The 19780-nt window shown below is 57.4% G+C and carries 20 protein-coding genes; 7 read left to right on the forward strand and 13 right to left on the reverse strand.

Annotation, left to right across the window (positions count from 1 at the left end; all coding sequences use genetic code 11):
- Window positions 1-39 precede the first annotated feature (39 nt).
- Together DC3_RS12725 and DC3_RS12730 are read left to right on the forward strand one after the other, a co-directional pair.
- Window positions 40-804, forward strand: a complete 765-nt coding sequence (locus DC3_RS12725; protein ID WP_246130656.1) for a class I SAM-dependent DNA methyltransferase — start codon at window positions 40-42, stop codon at window positions 802-804.
- Entirely contained in the window at window positions 797-1756 is a 960-nt protein-coding gene (locus DC3_RS12730; RefSeq protein WP_146884852.1) for an NAD(P)H-dependent glycerol-3-phosphate dehydrogenase, read from the forward strand. Before DC3_RS12725 ends, DC3_RS12730 begins: the two co-directional genes overlap by 8 nt.
- Before the next feature lie 152 nt (window positions 1757-1908).
- Here DC3_RS12730 and DC3_RS12735 read toward each other — a convergent pair whose 3' ends face one another.
- Window positions 1909-3114 carry an MFS transporter gene (locus tag DC3_RS12735; RefSeq protein WP_146884854.1) on the reverse strand — a complete coding sequence of 402 codons (1206 nt, stop codon included), beginning with the start codon at window positions 3112-3114 and terminating at the stop codon, window positions 1909-1911.
- A gap of 73 nt (window positions 3115-3187) precedes the next feature.
- Between DC3_RS12735 and DC3_RS12740 the strand changes: the two genes are divergently transcribed.
- Window positions 3188-3820, forward strand: a complete 633-nt coding sequence (locus DC3_RS12740) for a winged helix-turn-helix domain-containing protein (RefSeq protein ID WP_146884856.1) — start codon at window positions 3188-3190, stop codon at window positions 3818-3820.
- Window positions 3813-4460, forward strand: a complete 648-nt coding sequence (locus tag DC3_RS12745; RefSeq protein ID WP_146884858.1) for a helix-turn-helix domain-containing protein — start codon at window positions 3813-3815, stop codon at window positions 4458-4460. Before DC3_RS12740 ends, DC3_RS12745 begins: the two co-directional genes overlap by 8 nt.
- Here the strand turns inward: DC3_RS12745 and DC3_RS12750 are convergent, their stop codons facing one another.
- Complete coding sequence (locus tag DC3_RS12750; RefSeq protein ID WP_146884860.1) at window positions 4461-5354, reverse strand: alpha/beta fold hydrolase; 894 nt, start codon at window positions 5352-5354, stop codon at window positions 4461-4463.
- Between the two features lie 204 nt (window positions 5355-5558).
- Here DC3_RS12750 and DC3_RS12755 point away from each other — a divergent pair, with 204 nt between their 5' ends.
- The gene (locus DC3_RS12755) at window positions 5559-6077 is read left to right on the forward strand and encodes a M23 family metallopeptidase (RefSeq protein ID WP_146884862.1); all 519 of its coding nucleotides are present in this window, start codon (window positions 5559-5561) and stop codon (window positions 6075-6077) included.
- A 15-nt stretch (window positions 6078-6092) separates the two neighbouring features.
- On the opposite strand, the gene DC3_RS12760 is transcribed toward DC3_RS12755, so the two are convergent.
- The 11 genes from DC3_RS12760 to xylA all read right to left on the reverse strand — a co-directional run bounded on the left by DC3_RS12760 (window position 6093) and on the right by xylA (window position 16692).
- A complete protein-coding gene (locus DC3_RS12760) occupies window positions 6093-6293 on the reverse strand; it encodes an immunity 17 family protein (protein ID WP_146884863.1) in 201 nt (66 codons plus the stop codon).
- A 146-nt stretch (window positions 6294-6439) separates the two neighbouring features.
- A complete protein-coding gene (locus DC3_RS12765; protein ID WP_146884865.1) occupies window positions 6440-6796 on the reverse strand; it encodes a 2Fe-2S iron-sulfur cluster-binding protein in 357 nt (118 codons plus the stop codon).
- Window positions 6797-6819: 23 nt separating this feature from the next.
- Entirely contained in the window at window positions 6820-7722 is a 903-nt protein-coding gene (locus tag DC3_RS12770; protein ID WP_146884867.1) for a carbohydrate kinase family protein, read from the reverse strand.
- Window positions 7719-8492 carry an HAD-IIB family hydrolase gene (locus DC3_RS12775; protein ID WP_186816010.1) on the reverse strand — a complete coding sequence of 258 codons (774 nt, stop codon included), beginning with the start codon at window positions 8490-8492 and terminating at the stop codon, window positions 7719-7721. Before DC3_RS12775 ends, DC3_RS12770 begins: the two co-directional genes overlap by 4 nt.
- A 57-nt stretch (window positions 8493-8549) precedes the next feature.
- Entirely contained in the window at window positions 8550-9371 is an 822-nt protein-coding gene (locus DC3_RS12780; RefSeq protein ID WP_146884871.1) for an alpha/beta hydrolase, read from the reverse strand.
- Window positions 9371-10147: an HAD hydrolase family protein gene (locus tag DC3_RS12785; protein ID WP_146884873.1), complete on the reverse strand. Its 777-nt coding sequence runs from the start codon at window positions 10145-10147 to the stop codon at window positions 9371-9373. The genes DC3_RS12780 and DC3_RS12785 overlap by 1 nt, the downstream gene beginning before the upstream one ends.
- A 197-nt stretch (window positions 10148-10344) precedes the next feature.
- Window positions 10345-11493, reverse strand: a complete 1149-nt coding sequence (locus DC3_RS12790) for a pyridoxal phosphate-dependent aminotransferase (RefSeq protein WP_146884875.1) — start codon at window positions 11491-11493, stop codon at window positions 10345-10347.
- Between the two features lie 199 nt (window positions 11494-11692).
- Window positions 11693-12496, reverse strand: a complete 804-nt coding sequence (locus tag DC3_RS12795) for a tol-pal system YbgF family protein (RefSeq protein ID WP_146884876.1) — start codon at window positions 12494-12496, stop codon at window positions 11693-11695.
- A 126-nt stretch (window positions 12497-12622) separates the two neighbouring features.
- Window positions 12623-13813: an ROK family transcriptional regulator gene (locus DC3_RS12800; RefSeq protein ID WP_146884878.1), complete on the reverse strand. Its 1191-nt coding sequence runs from the start codon at window positions 13811-13813 to the stop codon at window positions 12623-12625.
- A gap of 143 nt (window positions 13814-13956) precedes the next feature.
- Window positions 13957-15390: a xylulokinase gene (xylB, locus tag DC3_RS12805; RefSeq protein WP_146884880.1), complete on the reverse strand. Its 1434-nt coding sequence runs from the start codon at window positions 15388-15390 to the stop codon at window positions 13957-13959.
- A gap of 129 nt (window positions 15391-15519) precedes the next feature.
- Window positions 15520-16692: a xylose isomerase gene (xylA, locus tag DC3_RS12810; RefSeq protein ID WP_146884882.1), complete on the reverse strand. Its 1173-nt coding sequence runs from the start codon at window positions 16690-16692 to the stop codon at window positions 15520-15522.
- 723 nt (window positions 16693-17415) lie between these two features.
- Here xylA and xylF point away from each other — a divergent pair.
- Together xylF and DC3_RS12820 are read left to right on the forward strand one after the other, a co-directional pair.
- The gene (gene xylF, locus DC3_RS12815) at window positions 17416-18453 is read left to right on the forward strand and encodes a D-xylose ABC transporter substrate-binding protein (protein WP_146884884.1); all 1038 of its coding nucleotides are present in this window, start codon (window positions 17416-17418) and stop codon (window positions 18451-18453) included.
- Window positions 18454-18563: 110 nt separating this feature from the next.
- Window positions 18564-19778, forward strand: coding sequence for a sugar ABC transporter permease (locus DC3_RS12820; protein ID WP_146884886.1), 1215 nt, complete (start codon window positions 18564-18566; stop codon window positions 19776-19778).
- Window positions 19779-19780 lie beyond the last annotated feature (2 nt).

Below are 19780 nucleotides of genomic sequence, written 5' to 3' on the forward strand. Positions count from 1 at the left end.
TCTCGGCCTGCTCACCCCATCAACGCTTAAAATAAAACCGTGACGACACATCAAGCGCCTTTTACTGCCCTCGCCAGCGTTTATGACGCCATCATGGGGGAGATTGAATACGACGGATGGGCAGAGTTTACCCTGACTTTCCTGCGGTCTGAGGGCTTCACGCCCAGGAATGTGCTGGATCTGGCCTGTGGGACCGGGAACAGCACCCGTCCTTTTGTGGAGGCTGGTCTGCAAGTGACGGGGCTGGACCTGTCCAGAGACATGCTGACGGTGGCCCAGAAGAAACTGCCAGACGTGACTTTCGTGCAGGGCAGCCTGACGGATTTTCAGGTTCCCGGGCAATTTGACCTGATCACCTGCATGTTTGATTCCATCAACAACCTGCTGACCCATGAAGACATGCTGGCCTGCATGGAGCGTGTGCGGGGCCACCTGACGGATGACGGCTGGTTTGTTGCCGATGTGAACACCCGGATCGGCCTGCGTGACCTCTGGGAGGGCGGGGTCATTGAAGGGGTGGTACCTGCAGAAGATGGGCAGGACGTGCACTACCACTGGTCCCACCACTACGATGAGGAACGGGAACTGGGCATGATTCAGGCGTTCTTTCGCATGGAAGACGGATCGGAATTCATTGAGCAGCACACCGAGCGTGGGTATGATCCCCGGGAACTCGGGGAACTGCTTGAGAAGGCAGGGTTCCGGGACATCACCATCTGTGAATATCCCGATTATGCAGCGCCCGATGAAGACACCCCCAGGGTGTGGCTGTTTGCCCGTGTGAAGGAGGCCACCCGTGGCTAAAATTGCTGTTCTGGGGGCAGGCGGATGGGGAACGGCCCTGGCCTCCATGCTGCACCAGCATGCCCGCAGCGTGGTTTTGTGGGCCAGACGCCCGGAGTTCACCCAGGAACTGCTGAACCTGCGGGAGAACCGGGATTACCTGCCCGGTGTGCCTTTGCCGGATGACCTGCCCATCACGTCTGACCTGAACCAGGCCCTGGACCATGTGACCCTCGCTCTGGTGGTGGTGCCCAGTGTGGGGGTGCAGGACCTGCTGGAGCAACTGCCCAGAGAGACCCCCATTGTGCTGTGCGCCAAGGGCCTCGGGGCGGGAGGGGAACGCCTCAGTCAGGTGGCCCTGCAGATGGGGTTCAAGACCCTTGGGGTGCTTTCAGGGCCCAACCATGCCGAGGAGGTCAGTCGGGGCCTTCCTGCAGCCACGGTGGTGGCCAGCGAGGATGAAGATTTTGCAGTGCTGGCCCAGAGTTTCCTGATGACCCCCAGTTTCCGGGTGTACACCTCCACCGATCTGGTTGGGGTGGAACTTGGAGGGGTATTGAAAAACGTGATCGCGGTGGCCGCAGGTCTGGTGGATGGCCTGAAACTGGGAGACAACGCCAAATCGGCCCTGATGACCCGTGCCCTCAAGGAAATGCAGCGCTACCTGAGCGCACAGGGCGCAGACGAGGACACGGTGTTTGGTCTGTCTGGCCTTGGAGACCTGATCGCCACCTGCACCAGCCAGCACTCCAGAAACCGTGCAGCAGGAGAGAAACTGGCTCAGGGTCAGGACCCCAGGCAGGGAGGAAAGGCCATTGAGGGCATCCGCAGCACCTACCTGCTGCACGAGTGGGCACAGACCCACCACGCTGACCTCCCGATTGTGGAGGTGGTGTACCAGATTCTGGAGAACAGGATCACCTTCTCGCAGGGCATCAGCATCCTGATGGGCAGGAAAGCACGCTCTGAATAAACCAAAATTGATCCCGGGTGTGCGGCCCGGGATCACCAGAGGAAGAAGTGTGCACGTAGTTTACTGTGCATTTTTTTTCACGTTGGAGAGAAATCCCACACATTCAAATGAATCTTAAGACGATGTCCCAGCAGGATGGGTGTGCCCTGAAGTCAGGCGGTGACCTGTGAGGCTTTCAGGCGTTTGCCCGAAAGTGCAGCCCACACGAGGCTCATCAAAATGGTCACCACAGAGGCGAAGATGAAGGCCACACTGGCTGGAAGCTGATCTGCCACCCCAGAAACAGCCAGGATCATCAGGGGCATGCCGATCTGTGCGACGGTGCCCAGCACCCCAAACACACGACCTCTGAATTGGGCCTCAACGGTGCTTTGCAGCAGGACCGAGATGAAGGTGTTGGCAAAAGCCACCATCACGCCCATCAGGGCAGAAGCTGCGAACATCACCCAGATGTGCTTCTGGGGCATCATCCCGAGCATGCACACCCCGAGGCCGAACAGGCCCACAAAGACCATCAGGGAAGGTTTCCATTTGTTGCCGAAGATGGAGACCAGAATGCTGCCCAGCACCATCCCTCCAGAGAACGCCCCCATCCAGAAGCCGTACCCTTTGGCTCCCAGACCGATTTCCTGCATGATTCTGGGGGTGAGGACCTGTGTGGGGGCCAGCGAACCATTGATCAGGAAGGCCATGACCATCACCAGCAGCAGAATGCTGTTGCGGCCAATCACCTGCATTCCTGCCTTCATGCCCTGCCAGAAAGGCTCAGGCTTGCTGGGGTGCAGTTTTGGGATGTCCACAAGCATGAACACCACCGCCATGATGAAGAAGGTGATGGCATCGATCAACAGGGCATTGGCGGTGCCCAGGGTGCTGATCAGCAGTCCCCCTCCCACCAGTCCAAGAAGTTGCATGGTCTGGGTGGCCGTGCCCATCAGGCCATTGGCGCGGGTGAGCTGGTCCCTGGGCACCAATTCCGGGAAGATTTTTCCTGCAGCAGGGCGGTAGATCACCCCGATCAGGCTGAAGAGCACCGTGAACAGGTAGATCAAGGGAACGGTGAGCATCTGGTGGGCGGCCAGATAAAACACCCCGAGGCCAAGCATTCCCCTCAGCAGGTCCCCCACCACCAGAGGGGGTTTGAGGGGGATGCGGTCGATCAGGTTCCCGGCAAAAGGGCTCAGGATGCCCGGAAGCATGGAGAGGGCCAGGTTGATGCCCATGCTGGTCGCTGAGCCGGTCAGGTCCAGAATCAGGAAGCTCATGGCAATGCCGTTCAAGGCATCTCCAAAATTGGACTGCGCCGTTCCGAGCCAGTACAGGGTGAAATTCTTGTTCCACAGTTTGGTCGCACTCATGTTCTGATGGTGCTGGCAAAGCTACTCCAGAAAAAATACTGATTTTCAAGTAGAAGTTTGGCACCATGAAACCATGACCGTGGCTGCGCCTGTCCTGCTTCTCGAACCCCTCAACCGTCAGATTGTCGAACTGTGCATTCCCCGGGAACGCACCCTCAGCGACCTGACCGAACAGCTCAGGACAGAAATGAACGGCATCTACTACCGGGTGCAGCGCCTCCTGCGGGCAGGCATCCTGAAAATCAGCCGGACCGAAAAGCGGGCAGGACGCCCCATCAAGCATTATCAGGCCACCGATGAGTCGTTCTTTGTGGCCTTCCGCAACACCCCCTATGAGGACATGGCCGAATACTGCCACGGCCTGACTGCGCCCTCCCTGCGGGGCTTCTGGGAATCGGCCTTCCAGAAAGCTCAGGACCTGCCCGGAGAGTGGGGGCTCTCCATTGCCTACAGCCACCGCAGGCAGAGTTTCATGTTGCAGATCCAGCGGGAAACCGATCATGGTCTGGAGCGCAACCCCATCGAACAGTGGGCCACCGAAAACCACATTCTGGGGACCTTTGACCAGCTCAGGCTGGCTCCAGAGCAGGCAGAGGCCATGTACCAGGAACTCATTGGCGTTTACCGGAAATACACCCATCTGCAGGACCCGGAGGCCAGACCGCACTGGGTCGGGCTTTTCTTTGCGGAGAAAAACCATGATTGACGTCAGCGAGAGACGCAACTGCAATGTGCTCCTCAACAGCCTCAACCAGCGCATTCTGGGGGCCTGCATGCAGCGGGAACACACCCTCAAGGATCTGGTGGAAAGCCTCCACATGGACATGAGCGAAGCCCACTACCGGGTGCAGCAACTCATCAAGGCAGGCATCCTCAAAGTCTCCCGCGAGGAAAAACGGGCAGGCCGGCCCATCAAGTACTACGCCCCCACCCAGGAAAAATTCTTCCTGCCCTTCAAAGACACCGTGTACAGCACCGTGGTGGACTTCATGGCCGAACAGATCGAACCCCTGATGCACCGTTTTCTGGAACTGGCCTTCCGCAACGTTCCACAGGTGGGTGAATGGGGCCTGACCTTCCAGCTTGGCGAGCAGGACCGCAAACTCTCCACGGTCTTTGGGCAGCAGAACCCTCCATCTCTCGATGAAACCAGCCCACGCGAGATGATGGTCAAACACCGCATTCTGGGCATGTGGCAGAACATGGAGCTGACGGTGGAAGATGCCCGCAGCCTGACTGCGGAACTGCTCGACCTGTACGAAAAATACCGCCAGAAACAGAATCCTGGCGGTGAAAAACACCTGATGGGGCTCTTTCTGGTGCCCGGAGACGAGCACGAGGACTGATCAGTCCAGCAGAATGCGGTCCAGTGCATCCACAAAGTCCTCCGGAGCATCCAGCCACGGATAGTGTCCAGCATCCAGTACGGTGATTTCTGCCCCGGCCAGATCTTCCAGCCACTGCACCTGATCCGGGTAGCTGGTGCGGTCATGCTGGCCCACCAGGGCGAAAATCGGGCATTCCTGCTCGACCAGGAAACCGGGGTACTCAAACTCCCACATCCCTGCCCGCACGAAAGCCTCCTGCACCTCACCGCTGCCCAGAAGCTGCGCCTCCACATCGCTGAACTCCAGGCGCATGCGGCTCTGCATGTCCTTGAACTGCATGTGGTTGAGGAGGTCACGGGCGTTCAGCAGCTCAAAAGCCCGCTCCACCCGCACGGCACCCACCAGGGGGTACTCGTCTTCCTTGAGGTTCTGCAGGATCTCTGCCCTGGGGTCCTCAAAAGGCTTCCCGGTGTACTCCGCTGCGGCCTTCAGCAACTCCAGGGCCAGTTCCGGCATGTGAATCCAGGGGTTCACCGTGATGATCTTCTGCACATGCTGCGGGTACCTGCGGCCATACTCCAGGGCAATCAGTGCACCAAAACCGTGCCCCAGTGGTGTGAAGGTCTCCAGCCCCAGAAAATCCCGCACGGCCTCCAGGTCTTCCACCAGATCATCAATCAAGAGGGTGTCCTGTTTCAGTTCCCCACTGCGCCCACTGCCCCTCTGGTCCAGGTAGACCATCTGGTAGTGCATCAGGTCCTCACCGATCAGGTCCCGGAAAGAGGAACTGTTGTAACCAGGCCCGCCATGCAGGTAAATGATGGCAGGATTCATCGGGTCTCCGACCTGCTCGAAGTACAGGTCCACACCGTTCAGGTACTCGAAATAACTTTCATCCAGCCACTCGCTCATACGGGGTCAAGTCTACCATCAGGGATTTGCAGTTCACAGTTCACAGTTCACAGTGGGGAGAAGGCCGAGGGCCGAGGGCAGGTGTAGGGGCGAGGCATGCCTCGCCCTGTGGGTAGAAACTTTCTGTAACGAAAGCTGCTGACTTCTCAAAGATCTCCTGAAAACAGTAAAATCCTCATTCAAAACTTGAAACACTGAAAGCATATGCTTAAAGCCCTGCGCTGGACCCTTCCCCTGGTTGTCCTGATTGTGATTGGTGTTCTGCTTTATCCCTACCTGCGCAATGCTGCCCGCTATGCCGAGCTCATGCGGGAACCCATGCCTCAGGAGCTTCCTGTTCCGGTGAAGGGGGTGGGCCGCAACCAGCTGGTGGACACCTGGGGAGGGGCCCGCAGTGAGGGGCGCAAGCATGAAGGCATCGACATCTTTGCGAAAACAGGAACCCCCATCCTGAGCAGCACCAGAGGCATTGTGACCCGCATTGGCTGGAACCGTCTGGGAGGGGAGACCGTCACGGTCCTGGGGCCTGGTGGAAATTACCACTACTATGCCCACCTCTCAAAATATGCAGCAGACATCAGGGTGGGAGACTGGGTCGAAGCAGGTGCAGTTCTGGGTTATGTGGGGAACACCGGAAATGCCCGGACCACGCCACCCCATCTGCACTACGGCATTTATGATTTCAAATGGAAGGCCATGAATCCCTATCCTTACTTGAAATGACCTTCTGAAACCTGTTTAAAGGGTGAACACCCAGCCGACAAACACCAAAAAAAGCCCGAGTCCAGCATAGAAGATTCGGGCTCCTTTTCTTCCGAGCCATTCCACCATCAGACCAGAGAAATCATCTTCAAAAAACCAGTTCCAGTTGAAAACACTGCCTGCAAGGGCATACACTCCCCCTCCAAAAAGGAAGATCTGGGGCAGCCAGTGTTCCATGTTCTGAGCATACGTCATGAACCATTGGATGCATTGATTTCATGTCCCTGGCTTCTGTTTTTGCCCTCGGCCCTGTCTTGACTCTACTCCGCGCTTGCAGGGCGGCCTGCTTCGCGCTGAGTCGCTTGGCTCTGGGCTCCCGGCCTTCAGCCTTCTGCCAGATACTCAGGTTGAGGCTCAATGACCTCTGCTGGTTTCGTTCCAGGTTCCAGTCCTGTGGTTTTTGTGGTTTTGATGGTCCTGAGGCCCAGGTCAGACTCGCAGGTGATCTGGCAGCTCAGGCGGCCCTGTCCATAAAGCCCTTTGGCTTCCAGGACGGTCTTTTCAGCCACTGTCATGGGGGTGGGGGTACCCTCCAGGATTTCGACCATGCAGGTGGTGCAGCGTGCCTTGCCACCGCAGCGGTGCAGCACGTCCACGCCTGCCTCTTCGAGCCCCAGGACCAGTCTCTTGCCTTGTTCGATTTCGAATGTACCGTAATTTTCCACCGTGACTTTGGGCATACGCGGACCATTGTAGCCGAATGTCACCCGTGTTGCAGTGTAGAAAAGACACTTTCCAGCTGGGTTTCGTTGAGGAAGCCTTCACTGCCTCCGGTGGTTGAGATCTTCACTCCAGCAAAAACCACCGCCCGTTGCAGCGCTTCCAGAGGGTGCATGCCTCTGGCATAGAAGTGGGTGAAACAGGCGCACAGGGCGTCTCCGGCCCCCACCGTGCTGCGCACCACTGCGGGGGGGTAGGCAGGCACATGCTGCAGGGTGCGGTCCTGATACAGCAGAGCCCCTTCTTCCCCCAGACCCACCACGATCACCTCTGTGCCATACGTGCGGGCGAGTTTTGGGGCAAATTCTGCAGGAGGCTCTGGCATTTTCTCATGGCTGAAGAAGAGCACCTCTGCATGCTCCAGAAAAGGAAGGTTGTATTCGTGGTGCAGGCTTTGCAGGTCCTGCACGTCTGTCACGAAGGGCACACCACTGCCCACCACATCCTGCACCAGAGGTTTCACAAAGGGTGCATTGGTCATGACGGCAAAGTGGGTGCCCTGCAGGGCCTCATGAAAAAGCTGCTGCGAATAGGTCCGATCGGGCAGGTCTTTCAGGTCGGTGAAAATCTGGCGTCGTCCTGCGGGGTCATGCAGCACCACTGCCTGCGGGGTCTCTGAAAGCACTTCCGAGAGAAAGGCCAGAGGAAGACCTGAGCGTTTGATCTCCTGCCGGACCACCTGACCCGGCAGATCGGGTGCGGTCAGGGCTGCAAAATGCACTTCGCTGCCCAGCGTTTTCAGGGCCTTCGCAACGTTGAACCCCACCCCTCCCACCCGCATCGTGGTCTGGAACTTCAGGTAATTCACGGGCTGGTACTCCAGAGGGAAGCCCTCAACGGGAACACTGGTTTCCACGTTGACGTTGCCGCAGACCAGCAGTTTCACACCTTCACGCCCGCCAGGAAGTTTTGCAGCCAGGCAACAAGGTCTGCGGGTCGGTCCACCTGTTCGTCCGAGACCTCCTGCAAATAAGGCATGTGCCCGACCTGCACAGCATGCCCGGCCAGACGCAGCATCTCAATGTCATTGTCGCTGTCCCCGAAGACGGTGGTGTCTTTCAGGCCCACCCCGAGTGTGCTGGCAATGTACTTCAGGGCCTCAGCCTTGTTGGCCTGGGTGGGGGTGATGGTCAGGAAGTGCTCGTAGGGCACCTGACCGCCCGTGAGGGTCAGGTGGGGCAGGTGCTCAGAGAGGGTGGATTTCAGTTCTGGAACCGAAATGTGGTCCACGTTGAGCTTCATGACTTTTGCCCCCACCAGCTCCTCAAGAGGCTTCACGGGGAGGTAACGGCTCCAGCGCTGGCTGCGTGCCCCCTGGGGTGCCCGGGTGAAAAAGTGGGTGGTCGAGAAGGCATACAGTTCTGCCTCGGTGTGGGTCAGCCGGGCCACTTTCTCCACATCCTCCTGCGAAATGAGGTGCTGCACGTGGATCTCATCCTGAATGCGCACCTGCCCACCATTGCTCGTGGCGCGGGCATGGTGGGGCAACCTTGCCAGAAACTCAGGGGGCAACTCCCAGCGGCCTGTGATCAGGGCAATGCGGATGCCAGCATCAAAAGCCTGCTGAATCAGCCCGTAAAGCGCCTCCGGGACCTGCTGTTCGTGCTCGTCAAAAAGGGTGCCATCAAAATCAAAGGCCAGAAGGTGCGTGCTCACAAGGACCTTATTGTACCGTTCAGGCTGCATTGAGACTGGATGCCATTCCCTGTTTGTTCAGGGTGCTTTTCCAAAGAAGGTCAGCAGACCCGGCAACTGGCTGGACCAGTACGCCGTGTCATGGCCGCCTTTCTCTTCAGAGAACTCCACCTGTGCTCCAGCTTCCCGCAAAGCACGCACCAGGTGTTCATTCACATCCCTGAGGGGGTCGGACTTGCCCACATCCACCCGGAACACCAGGCTCTTGAGGTTGACTTTGGAAAGGAGCTGAAAGGGATCACGGTCTGCCTTCAAGGCTGGTGTGGCGTAAAGCCAGTCCCGCTGGTCCTGGTACAGATCGTTGTTGCCATCCCAGATGGCAGCACTCTGGACTGCAATCTTGCTGAAGAGTTCGGTGTAGGTGAGGCCCAGAAACAGGGCAGCAAACCCCCCCATCGAAGTGCCCCCGATGAAACGCCCATCTCTGGAGGTGGTGGTGGAGTACCGGTTGTCGATGTAGGGAATGAGTTCCTGCACAATGTAATCGGCGTAGCGGCCTGCATTCACCCCGGCAATGGCTTCACGGCTGTTCACCGCAAAACTGTTGTCATAGTCTGGCGAGACAATCAGCATGGGCTGAACTTTCTTCTCTTCAAGCAGTCGATCCATCACCTTTCGGGTCTGCATGCTGCCAAACCAGAAACTGGCGTTTCCACCGTAAGGGTGCAGCAGGTACGCGGTGGGATACTTCTTCTGCTTGTCATAATCGGGGGGCAGGTAAACCCGCACCGTCATGGTCCGGCCCAGGGTGTTGGTCTTGATGTGGAGGGTCTCCACCTTGGAGGGTGTGGCGGCCAGTGCGCCGCCCAGCAGCATCAGCACGGTCAAAAGTGCACGCATCAGGGTCTTCCTTCCAGGTACCGTCCAAGCCACTGGGGGACCCCCACCAGTGGGCAGGACACCTGTTCTTTGCAGATGTCTTTCAGGCAGGAGACATGTCCCACCTGCACGGAGTGCCCCGCCAGGCGCAGCATCTCCAGATCGTTCTCACTGTCTCCAAAAGCCACCACGTCTTCAAGCGGAATGTCCAGAAGGGCCGAAATTTCTTTCAGGGCATGGCCTTTGTTGGCCTGCTGTGCAGTGACCGTCAGGAACTCCAGATAAGGTTCCATTGCACCCGAGGCGTTCAGGTGCGGCAACGTTTCACGAATTCTGGATTTCAGCAGGGGGACAGCTTTGCCTCTGAATTGCAGTTGCAGGATGTTGTGGCCGGTCATTTCTTCAAGTGAACGCAACTGACCTGCCTGCCGCCACTCTTCCCACACTGGAGCGTCCACATCCTGAACGAAAGCCAGAGGTCGATCGGTCAGGGCAGAGCCCACCACTTCCAGCCCATCAGGCATGAGGGCAAGTACGGCTTCAACTTCTGCAGACGTGAGGATGTGGGTGCGCACCTGGTTTTCTCCCAGCACAATTCTGTGGCCATTCCCGAGAGCCCGGGCATCTGGCTCAATGAGGTTCAGCAGGGCCCGTGGCAGCCCCAGACGCCCGGTGATCAGTGCGATCCTGTGACCACTGGCTTTCAGGGCCTGCAGGTGCGTGACCAGTTCTGGCGCGTGGGCATCGGTGGCTTCATCGATGAGGGTGCCATCCACATCGAAGACGAACAGTGACATGGGCCATATTTTATGCCATTGCCTCTAAGAATTCAGGAGCCAGCACACGATCTGCAAAAAAGGCAATAAAAAAATCGGCTCTTCGCCGACTGATGTAGAACATTATAGCACGGTATGCAAAATACGGCAATTCAATCCAGGGCAATCCGTGAAAAAAGAAGGACAGGGAAACCTGCCCCTGTCCAGAAAAAGTCAGTTCACAGCAATGTGCCAATGCGACGCAACGCCTCCTGAATGTTCTCCATGCTGGTGGCGTAACTGATGCGGATGCGGCCCGGAGCCCGGAAATCCGTGCCAGGGACCACAGCCACTTTGGCATCGTCCAGGATGCGTCTGGCGGCCTCGATCTCATCTGCATGAATGGAGGTGGTGTCCACCATGACATAGAAAGCGCCCTGAGGGGTGGGGGTGGGCAGGCCCATATGGTTCAGTTCGGAGACAATGAAATCCCGGCGTTCCCGGAACTTCTCACGGGCAAAATCAATGTACTGCCTGCTGTCCCGGATGGCTTCTAAAGCAGCGTACTGGGCCACACTGTTGGCATTGGAGGTGCTCTGTCCCTGAATGGCATTCATGGCCTTGATCAGGTGCTCTGGGCCTGCGGCATAACCAATGCGCCAACCAGTCATGGCGTAAGCCTTGGAAGCCCCATTGATGGTCAGCACATGGTCCCAGCCGTAAGTTGCTGCAGAGACATGCTTCTCGTCATAGATGATGTGCTCGTACATCTCATCGGTGATCAGGAGCAGGTCTTTTTCCACACACAACTCCACCAGAGCCCGAATGGTGGCTTCAGGATAAACCACGCCTGTCGGGTTGGAGGGACTGTTGATCATGATGGCCACGGTGCGGTGCGTGACTGCAGCACGCACCTTCTCAGGGTCAAGGGCATATCCTTCTTCTGCGGGGGTGTCCACAAAAACCGGAACCCCTCCTGCAAAAGTCACCATCTCCGGATAGGACACCCAGAAAGGTGCAGGAATGATCACCTCATCCCCGGGATCAATCAGGGCCACCAGGGCATTGAAGAGCGCCTGCTTGCCCCCGGAAGTCACCGTGACCTGCTCAGGAGTGTAGGTCAGGCCGTTTTCCCTGAGCAGTTTCTCGCTGATGACCTCGCGCAATTCAAAAATCCCGTTCACAGGGGTGTATTTTGTTTTGCCACTGCGAATGGCCTGATACGCAGCCTCCTTCACATGGTCCGGGGTGTCAAAATCCGGTTCACCCACCGACATGGAAATCACATCGATCCCCTGGCGTTTCAGTTCCAGAGCACGGGAGGTCACCGCCACCGTGCTGGAGGGTTTTAAGGCTTGAATCTTCTGGGAAAGCTTGGCCTTGAACATGAAAATCAGTCTAAACCTTGCAGGAGAACAGGATTTTCTGGGTTATAGACCTGTTGGGAGCAGAAGGTGAGACACGCAGAAGGCAGAAGGCCCTATCACCACCATTGCAGGGGCGAGGCATGCCTCGCCCTGTTGGCAGCAATCTGCATGTCCTTGAACGGCCTGTCGGGCCATCTTTGCAGAAAAGTTGCTCTGAACCTCACCTTGCAACCACAGGTTTGATCGGGAAAGCGCCCACCTCTCCCGATTGACCTGTCCCATCAAAAGTGACTTGCACAGAGGTTGCAGGCAGTTTGGAGACTTCGCCAGTTTCCAACACAATGCTGTTGCTGCTCATCAGCAGGACCTCCTGTGTGCCTGCAAGCTCCAATTTGACGTCTGAAGTCCCGAGTCGTTCTCCCGTTCCTTCCAGCAGAAACTTCGCCCTGAACATCAGACCATTGATGGGCTTTGAGGTCAGGCTTTTCACCTGCAGTTGGATTCTGGGGGTGTACTGGTTTGTCCCGGACCTGATCCAGTCGGTGTGCACAGATACGACCTCAAATCCCTGCTTTTGCATGGCTGCCTGTCGGGCCTGTTCCGCAGCCCTGCGTGTCGCCTCCTGCTGTTTCTTCACGCGGGCCTGATGCTCCCTGTAGATCTGGGTCTCGAGGCGTTTCACTTCTGTGCTGGCTTTTGCCAGGTATTTCGATCTGGGATGGCGCTGCACGAAATTCCTCAGGCTTTGCAGGGCCAGATCCCTTTTTCCAGATTGCAGGATTTTGATGGCCCGCTCAAACTGGGCCTGATCGCTGTTTTTCAGAGTGTGGATCTCTTTTTTGAGTTTCTGGATGCTCTGGACGTGCCTGGAGATCTGCTTTTTCAGCTTCTGATTGCCTTTTTCCAGAGATGCAGTCTGCTGCCTGGAAAGCTGCAACTGGTGCTCCAGAATGGCGGTCTGGCGAAAATGAGAAGCTGTGCCTGCTGCCAGGACCAGCACCAGCACCCACACGACCCACTTCACCCTTCACCTGCAAAGAAAAAACCCGGAAAGCCCTTCATGGCTTCCCGAGCGTAACAGAAAAGTATTTTTGAAAAATGACAACCTTGAACAGAGCTGATGGCTGACCGCTGAATGCTGACGGCTTCTTCAGACCTGAGACCGCACATTCAGGGCCATCTGCAGAGCACTTCCTGCAGCCCCGATGGCACTGGCGTGTTCTTCAAAGCGGCACTTCACAATCACCTGATCGGTGTAGATTCCGGGATGGGTCCGGGTGCGCACCTCGTTGAGCATGCTGTCCCAGAAGTGCTCTGAGAGGCCCATCAGGGGCCCTCCCAGCACCACCCGACTGGGGTTGAAGGTGGTGAGCAGGTTGCTGATCAGGATGCCCAGATACCGGGAGAAACTGTGGACAGCACTGAAGGTTTCTGGGTTCTGCACCTGCAGGGCCTCGGTGATTTCATTCAGGGTGCCCTGCCCATGTCCGAACAGGCTCTGGCTGAGGGCACGCACACTGATCAGGGTTTCTGCACATCCGGTTTTTCCGCAGGTGCAGCGCCTGCCCTGATCGGGTTGCAAGATGGTGTGCCCGATCTCTCCGGCGTAACCACTGCGGCCATGCAGGATGTCTCTTTTCAGCACAAAGCCTGAGCCCAGACCTTCCCCGAGGCTCAGGTAGATCAGGTCCTCGACATCGGTCAGGTTCCCGAACATGTACTCGCTCATGGCTGCGGTCTTGGCTTCGTTGTTGATGTAGAGCAGCACGTCCTGCCCGGCCTGTTTCAGGGCAGACTCCAGAAAGGACTGCACCGGCACACTGGACCAGTCGAGGTTGGGTGCGTACAGCAGCACTCCACTTCTGGGGTCCACCGGGCCGGGAAGCCCCAGACCGACCCCCACCACCTGCCGTTTCTCGGTCTGGCAGTGTTCCAGTGCACGAACCATCAGGGCTGCTGTCTGGGAAAGCACGCTGGTGGGATCTCCTCCTGCGTGGCGTTCCTGTTCTGCCTTCAGCACTTCACCCCGGGGGTTGGTCACGACCAGATTCAACTGGTGGGGGGTCAGTTCCACCCCGACCAGGGCGAGCCCATCGTGGTTGAAATGGATGGGCAGGGAAGGCCGTCCCACACGGGACGCCTCCTGGCTTCCCAGCAAAATCCAGCCTTCCTCTGCGAGCTCCTGAATGAGCTGGCTCACGGTGGGTTTGGCCAGATCCAGTTTTTTGGCCAGGTCTGCACGGGACAGGCCAGGGGTTTCCCGGATGGTCCTCAGCAGGGCCATCCGGTTGAGTTTTTTGAGAAGGGCCTGATCGCCCGCAATGGCACCTGCGTGTTTCATGGTCTGGGTCCTGTGTGGAGGAATTTTAGCATGGGGAAGCAGAAGGCAAGATACATGGGCTCGGGCTTGAGCTTCAGGCTTATATCCTGGCTGGAGCAAGAGCAGAGTAAAGCCTTCTGCCTTCTGCTTTCAGCCTTCTGCCCTTACCCCATGTACCCCACATACCGCTCATACCCTTCCCGATAAGCATCCGCATTCTGGGGCAGGGTGGTGTGTACGGCAGGTTCACGTTCAGGCAGGGGGAATCCGGCCACTTTGAACCCGAGCAGGGCTGCACCGTAAGCTGCTCCCTGCACGTAAGCGGGTTTCAGCACGGGAATTTCGAGCACATCGGCCAGGATCTGCACCCACAGGTCGGATTTGGAGCCGCCACCTGTGGCCAGGACCTGCTTGAGGGGGGTGAGGGGCTGGATGATGTTCAGGGCGTCTTTGAGGGAGAAAGCGACCCCTTCCAGCACAGAGCGCACGATGTCGTTGGCATTGCTGGCAAGAGACAATCCAGAGAGGGAAGCCCTCAGGTTGGGGTTCAGGTGGGGGGTGCGCTCTCCGGCGAGGTAAGGTTTGAAGGTCACGCCGTTGGCTCCGGGTTTGCTCTGGGCGGCCATTTCGGTGAGCTGGGTGAAGGCGTGGTTTGGAAAGAGGGTGTCTCTGAGCCATTGCAGACTGCTGGCCGCACTGAGGGTCACCCCGAGCAGATTGTAGGCCCCATCTGCGTGGCAGAACAGGTGCACCCGGCCCTGTGGATCAGGATTTGCCTCGGTGAGGGGGGCGAAGATCACGCCAGAGGAGCCCAGGGAGAGGGTTCCGGTGTGGATGTCGTCCTGGCTGATTCTCAGGCCGGTTGCCGCTGCAGCGTTGTCTCCTGCGCCTGCCACCACGGGAATGCCTGCGGGCAGGCCCACCTGTTTTGCGACCTCTGCAGAGAGGCGTCCCACCACATCATCAGAAGCAATCACTTCTGGGAAATAGGAAACAGGAATGTCCAGTGCACCCAGGATGTCTTCGTCCCACTGCTTGCTGGCAAGGTGGAAGCAGTTGGTTCCAGAGGCGTCACTGGGTTCTGCCCTCATCTCTCCGGTGAGCCTGTAGGAGATGTAATCCTTGGGCAGCAGGATGTGGCGCACTTTTGCGTAGTTCTCGGGTTCTTCATCTCGCAGCCAGATCACTTTGGGAAGTTGAAATCCGGTGATGGCCGGGTTTCCGGTGCGGGCAATGAAAGTGTCCTTGCCGATGATGCTGTTCAGTTTCTCGACGGCATTTCCGGTGCGCTGGTCGTTCCACAGGAGTGCATTTCGGATCACCTGCCCTTGAGCATCCAGAGCGACCATCCCGTGCATCTGGCCTGAGAGGCCCAGGGCCAGCACTTCGGTGCCTTCGGGAAGTTGCTCCACAACTTCCCCCAGGGCAGAAATCGAAGAGTCCCACCACTCCTGGGGGTTCTGTTCGGTCCATCCAGGCTGGGGGGTGTAGAGGGGGTGGGTTTTGATGACTTCTGCGATGATTTTGCCTGTGGCATCGACCGCCAGAACGCGTGCGCCAGAGGTGCCTAAGTCCAGACCCAGGGTCACTTGAGCCATTGTTGCCTCCATTAAAAAAGGACCAGGGGGAGAGAGAGGCCCTGGTCCGGAAGAATTTCGAGGGTGGAAAGGGGCAACAGGGAGGAGGGATGACGTTGAAGAGAAGGGTCTCCTCCCGGAGTGCTGTGGTTATTTGCCCCGGACGCCGAGCAGCACTTCAGCAGTGAGCTGGTCGATTTTCTCCAGACCGCGTCCCTTGCTGCGGATGCCGTCGAGATCGAAGCTGGTGTCTTTCAGCTTCTGGGCATTTTCAGGGCTGAATCTGGCGGTGAGGCCACTCAGGGCTTCATCTTTGACAAAGTATTCGGCGAGAGCGGCCTGGATTTCCTCGTCGGCGTTGTACTGCTCGACCTTGTCCTTGAGGATCAGGTAGGTGCGCATGCAGCCTCTTGCGAATTCCCAGACGCCGTCGTAGTCTTCGGTGCGCAGGGCGTGGGCGTCGAAGTGACGGGGACCCTGGTAGCCGGAGTCTTCGAGGAGTTTGACGGTGTAGAAGGCAGATTTGTAGTTTTCGCTGCCGAAACGCAGGTCCTGGTCGAAGCGGCCCATCTTCTGGTCGTTCAGGTCCACGTGGAAGAGTTTTCCAGCGTCAATGGCCTGTGCAATGGCGTGGGGGAAGCTGAGGCCAGCCATGGTGTCGTGGGCAAATTCGGGGTTCACGCCGACCATTTCAGGGTGGTCCAGGGTGGCAATGAAACCAAGGGCAGCACCCACGGTGGGCAGGAAGATGTCCCCTCTGGGTTCATTGGGCTTGGGTTCCAGAGCGAATTTGTAGTTGTAGCCCTGGGAAATGTTGTATTCAGCGAGGAAGTTGAGGGCTTCGCGGAACCAGGCCATGGCGTCCAGGGTGCGGCTTCCAGCGTCCACTTCGGTGCCTTCGCGGCCACCCCAGAAGACGTAGGTTTCTGCGCCGAATTCTGCACCCAGGTCCATGGCTTTCATGGTTTTCTGGATGGCATAGGCACGCACGCGGGCATCTGCACTGGTGAACGCACCATCACGGAAGATGGGGTCTTTGAACAGGTTGGTGGTGGCCATGGGCACGACCAGACCGGTGGCGTCCAGAGCGGCGCGGAAATCTTTTTTGATCTGACGTTCCTGCTCAGGGGTGGCGTCTGCGGGGATCAGGTCGTTGTCGTGGAAGTTGACCCCCCATGCACCCAGTTCGGCCAGCTTTTCAACGATGTAAGGGGCAGAAATGGTTTCACGCACGGCGCTTCCGAAGGGATCGCTGCCCGGATTGCCAACGGTCCACAGGCCGAAGGTGAATTTGTGTTCAGGTTTGGGCTGGTACTGGGTCATGGGTTCTCCTTGAAGGGGCCACCTGGGGTGACCGGGGCGGGGACTGAATTAGTTAGAAAGACTAACTAAAGTGTAGGGGCAAACCTGCTGTCTGTCAATCTCTCGTGTTGAGGGATGGGGTAAAACGGGAGTTTTTTGATTGATGCCAGTTTGCTCATCGGATTTTCTGAGGCGTTTTCTTTGTCTGTATCGCTGAAATGCGCTCCAGGATCTGCCAATGGCACCGGGGGAGGCTGACTTCTGCCCCGATTGCAGGAGATTTTGGCGTTGACAGGAATAGTTAGTTTTAGTAACTTACATTTGATCCACTTCAGCTTTTCTCTGCCCACAAGATCTGTTCTCCCTGCAGTTTGTGCCCTGGCCAGTCGTTTTGGCGATGTTCTCCTTTCCTGGATGCTGTCAAAAGTCGTTTCAGGATTTTCCTGAAAAAAATCCTCATCCATACATCTTTTGACAAAGTTCAAATCGTAACAGTTATCTGTTGTTAGAAACTGTTCTCTGTGGTCAAATCACGGCTGAAACATCTTTTTTGATCAGGATGTTTCTGATGTAATATGTTACTGAAACATGTTACATGATGTGAAAATGAAATCATCTCCCTGAATATCCTTTGCAAGCTGCATGGTGATTGACAAGAATTGTCAAATGCGCTTACACTCCAAAACGAAACGCAATTGAAAAGAAGGAAACGAAGGGAAAACCCTTCGATGGGGAGGTTGTTGTATGAAAAAAGCCTGGCTTCTTGCATGTGCTCTTGGTGTTTCTGCATTCTCTTCTGCACTCGCTGCAGATGTGGTCGTCGGGGTGAGCTGGTCCAACTTTCAGGAGGAACGCTGGAAGACCGATGAGGCCGCCATCAAAGCCGAACTCGCCAAAACGGGCGCAAAATACATCAGCGCAGATGCCCAGAGCAGCAACGAAAAACAGATCAGTGACATCGAAGGCCTGATCACCAAAGGCGCAAACGTTCTCATCGTGCTCGCACAGGACAACGTCGCCATCCTGCCCGCCATCCAGAAGGCCAAAGCAGAAGGCATTCCTGTGATTGCCTATGACCGACTGATTGAAGATGCAGGTGCCTTCTACATCTCCTTCGACAACAAAGAAGTGGGCAAACTGCAGGCCCAGATGATCCTCAGTGCCAAACCCAAAGGCAACTACGTCTTCATCAAGGGAAGCCCCACCGACCCCAACGCTGACATTCTGTTCCAGGGCCAGATGGAAGTGCTGAAAAAAGCCATGGACTCCGGAGCCATCAAGAAAGTCGGAGAGCAGTACACCGAAGGCTGGAAGCCTGAAGTCGCCCAGCGCAACATGGAGCAGATCCTCACCGCCCAGGGCAACAAGGTGGACGCTGTGGTCGCCTCCAACGACGGAACCGCAGGCGGTGCCGTGGCCGCCCTCAGTGGTGTGGGTCTCGCGGGCAAGGTGCCTGTGTCCGGTCAGGACGCCGACAAAGCTGCCCTCAACCGCATCGCCAAAGGCCTGCAAACCGGAACCGTCTGGAAGGACTCCCGCACCCTCGGTCAGAAAGCCGCCGAGATTGCAGTGAAACTCGCTGGAGGCACCGCCCTCAACAAGATCCCCGGAGCCAAACCCTTCAACGGTGGCCCCAAGAAAGTCTCCGTGAGCAGCATCCTGCTGAAACCTGTGGTGATCAAGAAGAACAACCTGAACGTGATCATCGACGCCAAATGGGCCACCAAAGCCGAAGTGTGCGCTGGTGTGACCGGCAAGAGCATTCCCCCAGCCTGCAAATAATCCCTCCTCCCGTCCAGGCTCAAATCTGAAACATGCCGAACTGAAGCCAAGGGATTCGTCCCCTGGCTTTTCGGCACGAAAAGCCCTCTGGAACTGATTCAAAGGACAACATGCAGAGAAGTGTAGAAAAACAGGACCGCCAGAACATCATGTCCAGCCTGCAACTGGATGGACGTCTGGTGTTCATGGTGGTCGCCATTGCGGTGATCTGGCTTGGGTTTCACCTGCTGACCGACCAGACGTTCCTGACGGCACGCAACCTGTGGAACCTCGCGGTGCAGACCAGTGTGGTGGGTGTGATGGTGGGCGGAATGGTGTTGATCATCGTCACCCGCAACATCGACCTCTCGATTGGCAGCATGCTGGGTTTCGCAGGCATGGTGATGGCCGTTGCAAACACCCGCCTTCCGATTGCTGACCCCTGGAATGCCATTGTGACCCTGCTGCTGGGCCTTTTGCTGGGCCTCTTGCTGGGTGCTGTGCAGGGATATTTTGTGGCCTACCTGGGGGTGCCGAGTTTCATCATCACCCTGGGGGGACTCCTCATTTATCGTTCTGGAGCATGGATTCTCACCGAAGGCCAGACCATCGCCCCGCTCACCGAGCATTTTCAGGTGCTTGGTGGGGGCCTCAATGGTTCCATCGGTGGACCCTGGACCTGGACGCTGGGCCTTTTTGCCATGCTGGCTGTGCTGGGTGGAGACATCTCCGGTCACCGCAAACGCCAGTCCAGAGGCCTCGCCACCCGTCCGGTGTGGGCGCAGGCCGTGGTGACCCTGATCAGCCTGCTGCTGATTCTGGGATTCACACTGGTGATGAACGGTTACACCTATCCACAGACAGACATTGCCAGAGGCATGCCCGTTCCTGTTTTGATCACCTTGCTGGTGATTGGGATCATGACCTGGGTGGTGCGTTACACCCGCTTTGGCCGTTACGTGTTCGCCTTCGGGGGCAACCCTGAGGCTGCACGTCTGGCCGGGATCAACACCCGCATGCTCACCGTGCAGATCTTCGCCCTGATGGGTGTCCTTGCAGGACTGGCCGGGGCCATCCAGACCGCCCGACTGAATGCAGGCACCAACTCCACCGGAACCCTGGCAGAACTCAGCGTGATTGCTGCCGCAGTGATCGGTGGGACGTCGCTGGCAGGTGGGGTCGGAACCATCACCGGAGCCATGCTCGGTGCCCTCCTGATGTCGAGCCTTGCAAACGGCATGGGCCTGATGGACCTGCAGACCGCATGGCAGAATGTGGTGCAAGGAGGAGTCCTCATTCTGGCTGTCTGGCTCGATGTGCTTTACAACAGGAACCGGGTGAAGTGACC

Origin of the sequence: Deinococcus cellulosilyticus NBRC 106333 = KACC 11606 (assembly GCF_007990775.1) — a bacterium.
GTDB lineage: Bacteria > Deinococcota > Deinococci > Deinococcales > Deinococcaceae > Deinococcus_C > Deinococcus_C cellulosilyticus.

Coding starts and splice junctions, on each gene's coding strand:
- DC3_RS12735 (WP_146884854.1), bottom strand. CDS start 3,114: ATGAGTGCGACCAAACTGTGGAACAAGAATTTCACCCTGTACTGGCTC.
- DC3_RS12740 (WP_146884856.1), top strand. CDS start 3,188: ATGACCGTGGCTGCGCCTGTCCTGCTTCTCGAACCCCTCAACCGTCAG.
- DC3_RS12745 (WP_146884858.1), top strand. CDS start 3,813: ATGATTGACGTCAGCGAGAGACGCAACTGCAATGTGCTCCTCAACAGC.
- DC3_RS12750 (WP_146884860.1), bottom strand. CDS start 5,354: ATGAGCGAGTGGCTGGATGAAAGTTATTTCGAGTACCTGAACGGTGTG.
- DC3_RS12755 (WP_146884862.1), top strand. CDS start 5,559: ATGCTTAAAGCCCTGCGCTGGACCCTTCCCCTGGTTGTCCTGATTGTG.
- DC3_RS12760 (WP_146884863.1), bottom strand. CDS start 6,293: ATGGAACACTGGCTGCCCCAGATCTTCCTTTTTGGAGGGGGAGTGTAT.
- DC3_RS12765 (WP_146884865.1), bottom strand. CDS start 6,796: ATGCCCAAAGTCACGGTGGAAAATTACGGTACATTCGAAATCGAACAA.
- DC3_RS12780 (WP_146884871.1), bottom strand. CDS start 9,371: ATGCGTGCACTTTTGACCGTGCTGATGCTGCTGGGCGGCGCACTGGCC.
- DC3_RS12785 (WP_146884873.1), bottom strand. CDS start 10,147: ATGTCACTGTTCGTCTTCGATGTGGATGGCACCCTCATCGATGAAGCC.
- DC3_RS12790 (WP_146884875.1), bottom strand. CDS start 11,493: ATGTTCAAGGCCAAGCTTTCCCAGAAGATTCAAGCCTTAAAACCCTCC.
- DC3_RS12800 (WP_146884878.1), bottom strand. CDS start 13,813: ATGAAACACGCAGGTGCCATTGCGGGCGATCAGGCCCTTCTCAAAAAA.
- xylB (WP_146884880.1), bottom strand. CDS start 15,390: ATGGCTCAAGTGACCCTGGGTCTGGACTTAGGCACCTCTGGCGCACGC.
- xylA (WP_146884882.1), bottom strand. CDS start 16,692: ATGACCCAGTACCAGCCCAAACCTGAACACAAATTCACCTTCGGCCTG.
- xylF (WP_146884884.1), top strand. CDS start 17,416: ATGAAAAAAGCCTGGCTTCTTGCATGTGCTCTTGGTGTTTCTGCATTC.
- DC3_RS12820 (WP_146884886.1), top strand. CDS start 18,564: ATGCAGAGAAGTGTAGAAAAACAGGACCGCCAGAACATCATGTCCAGC.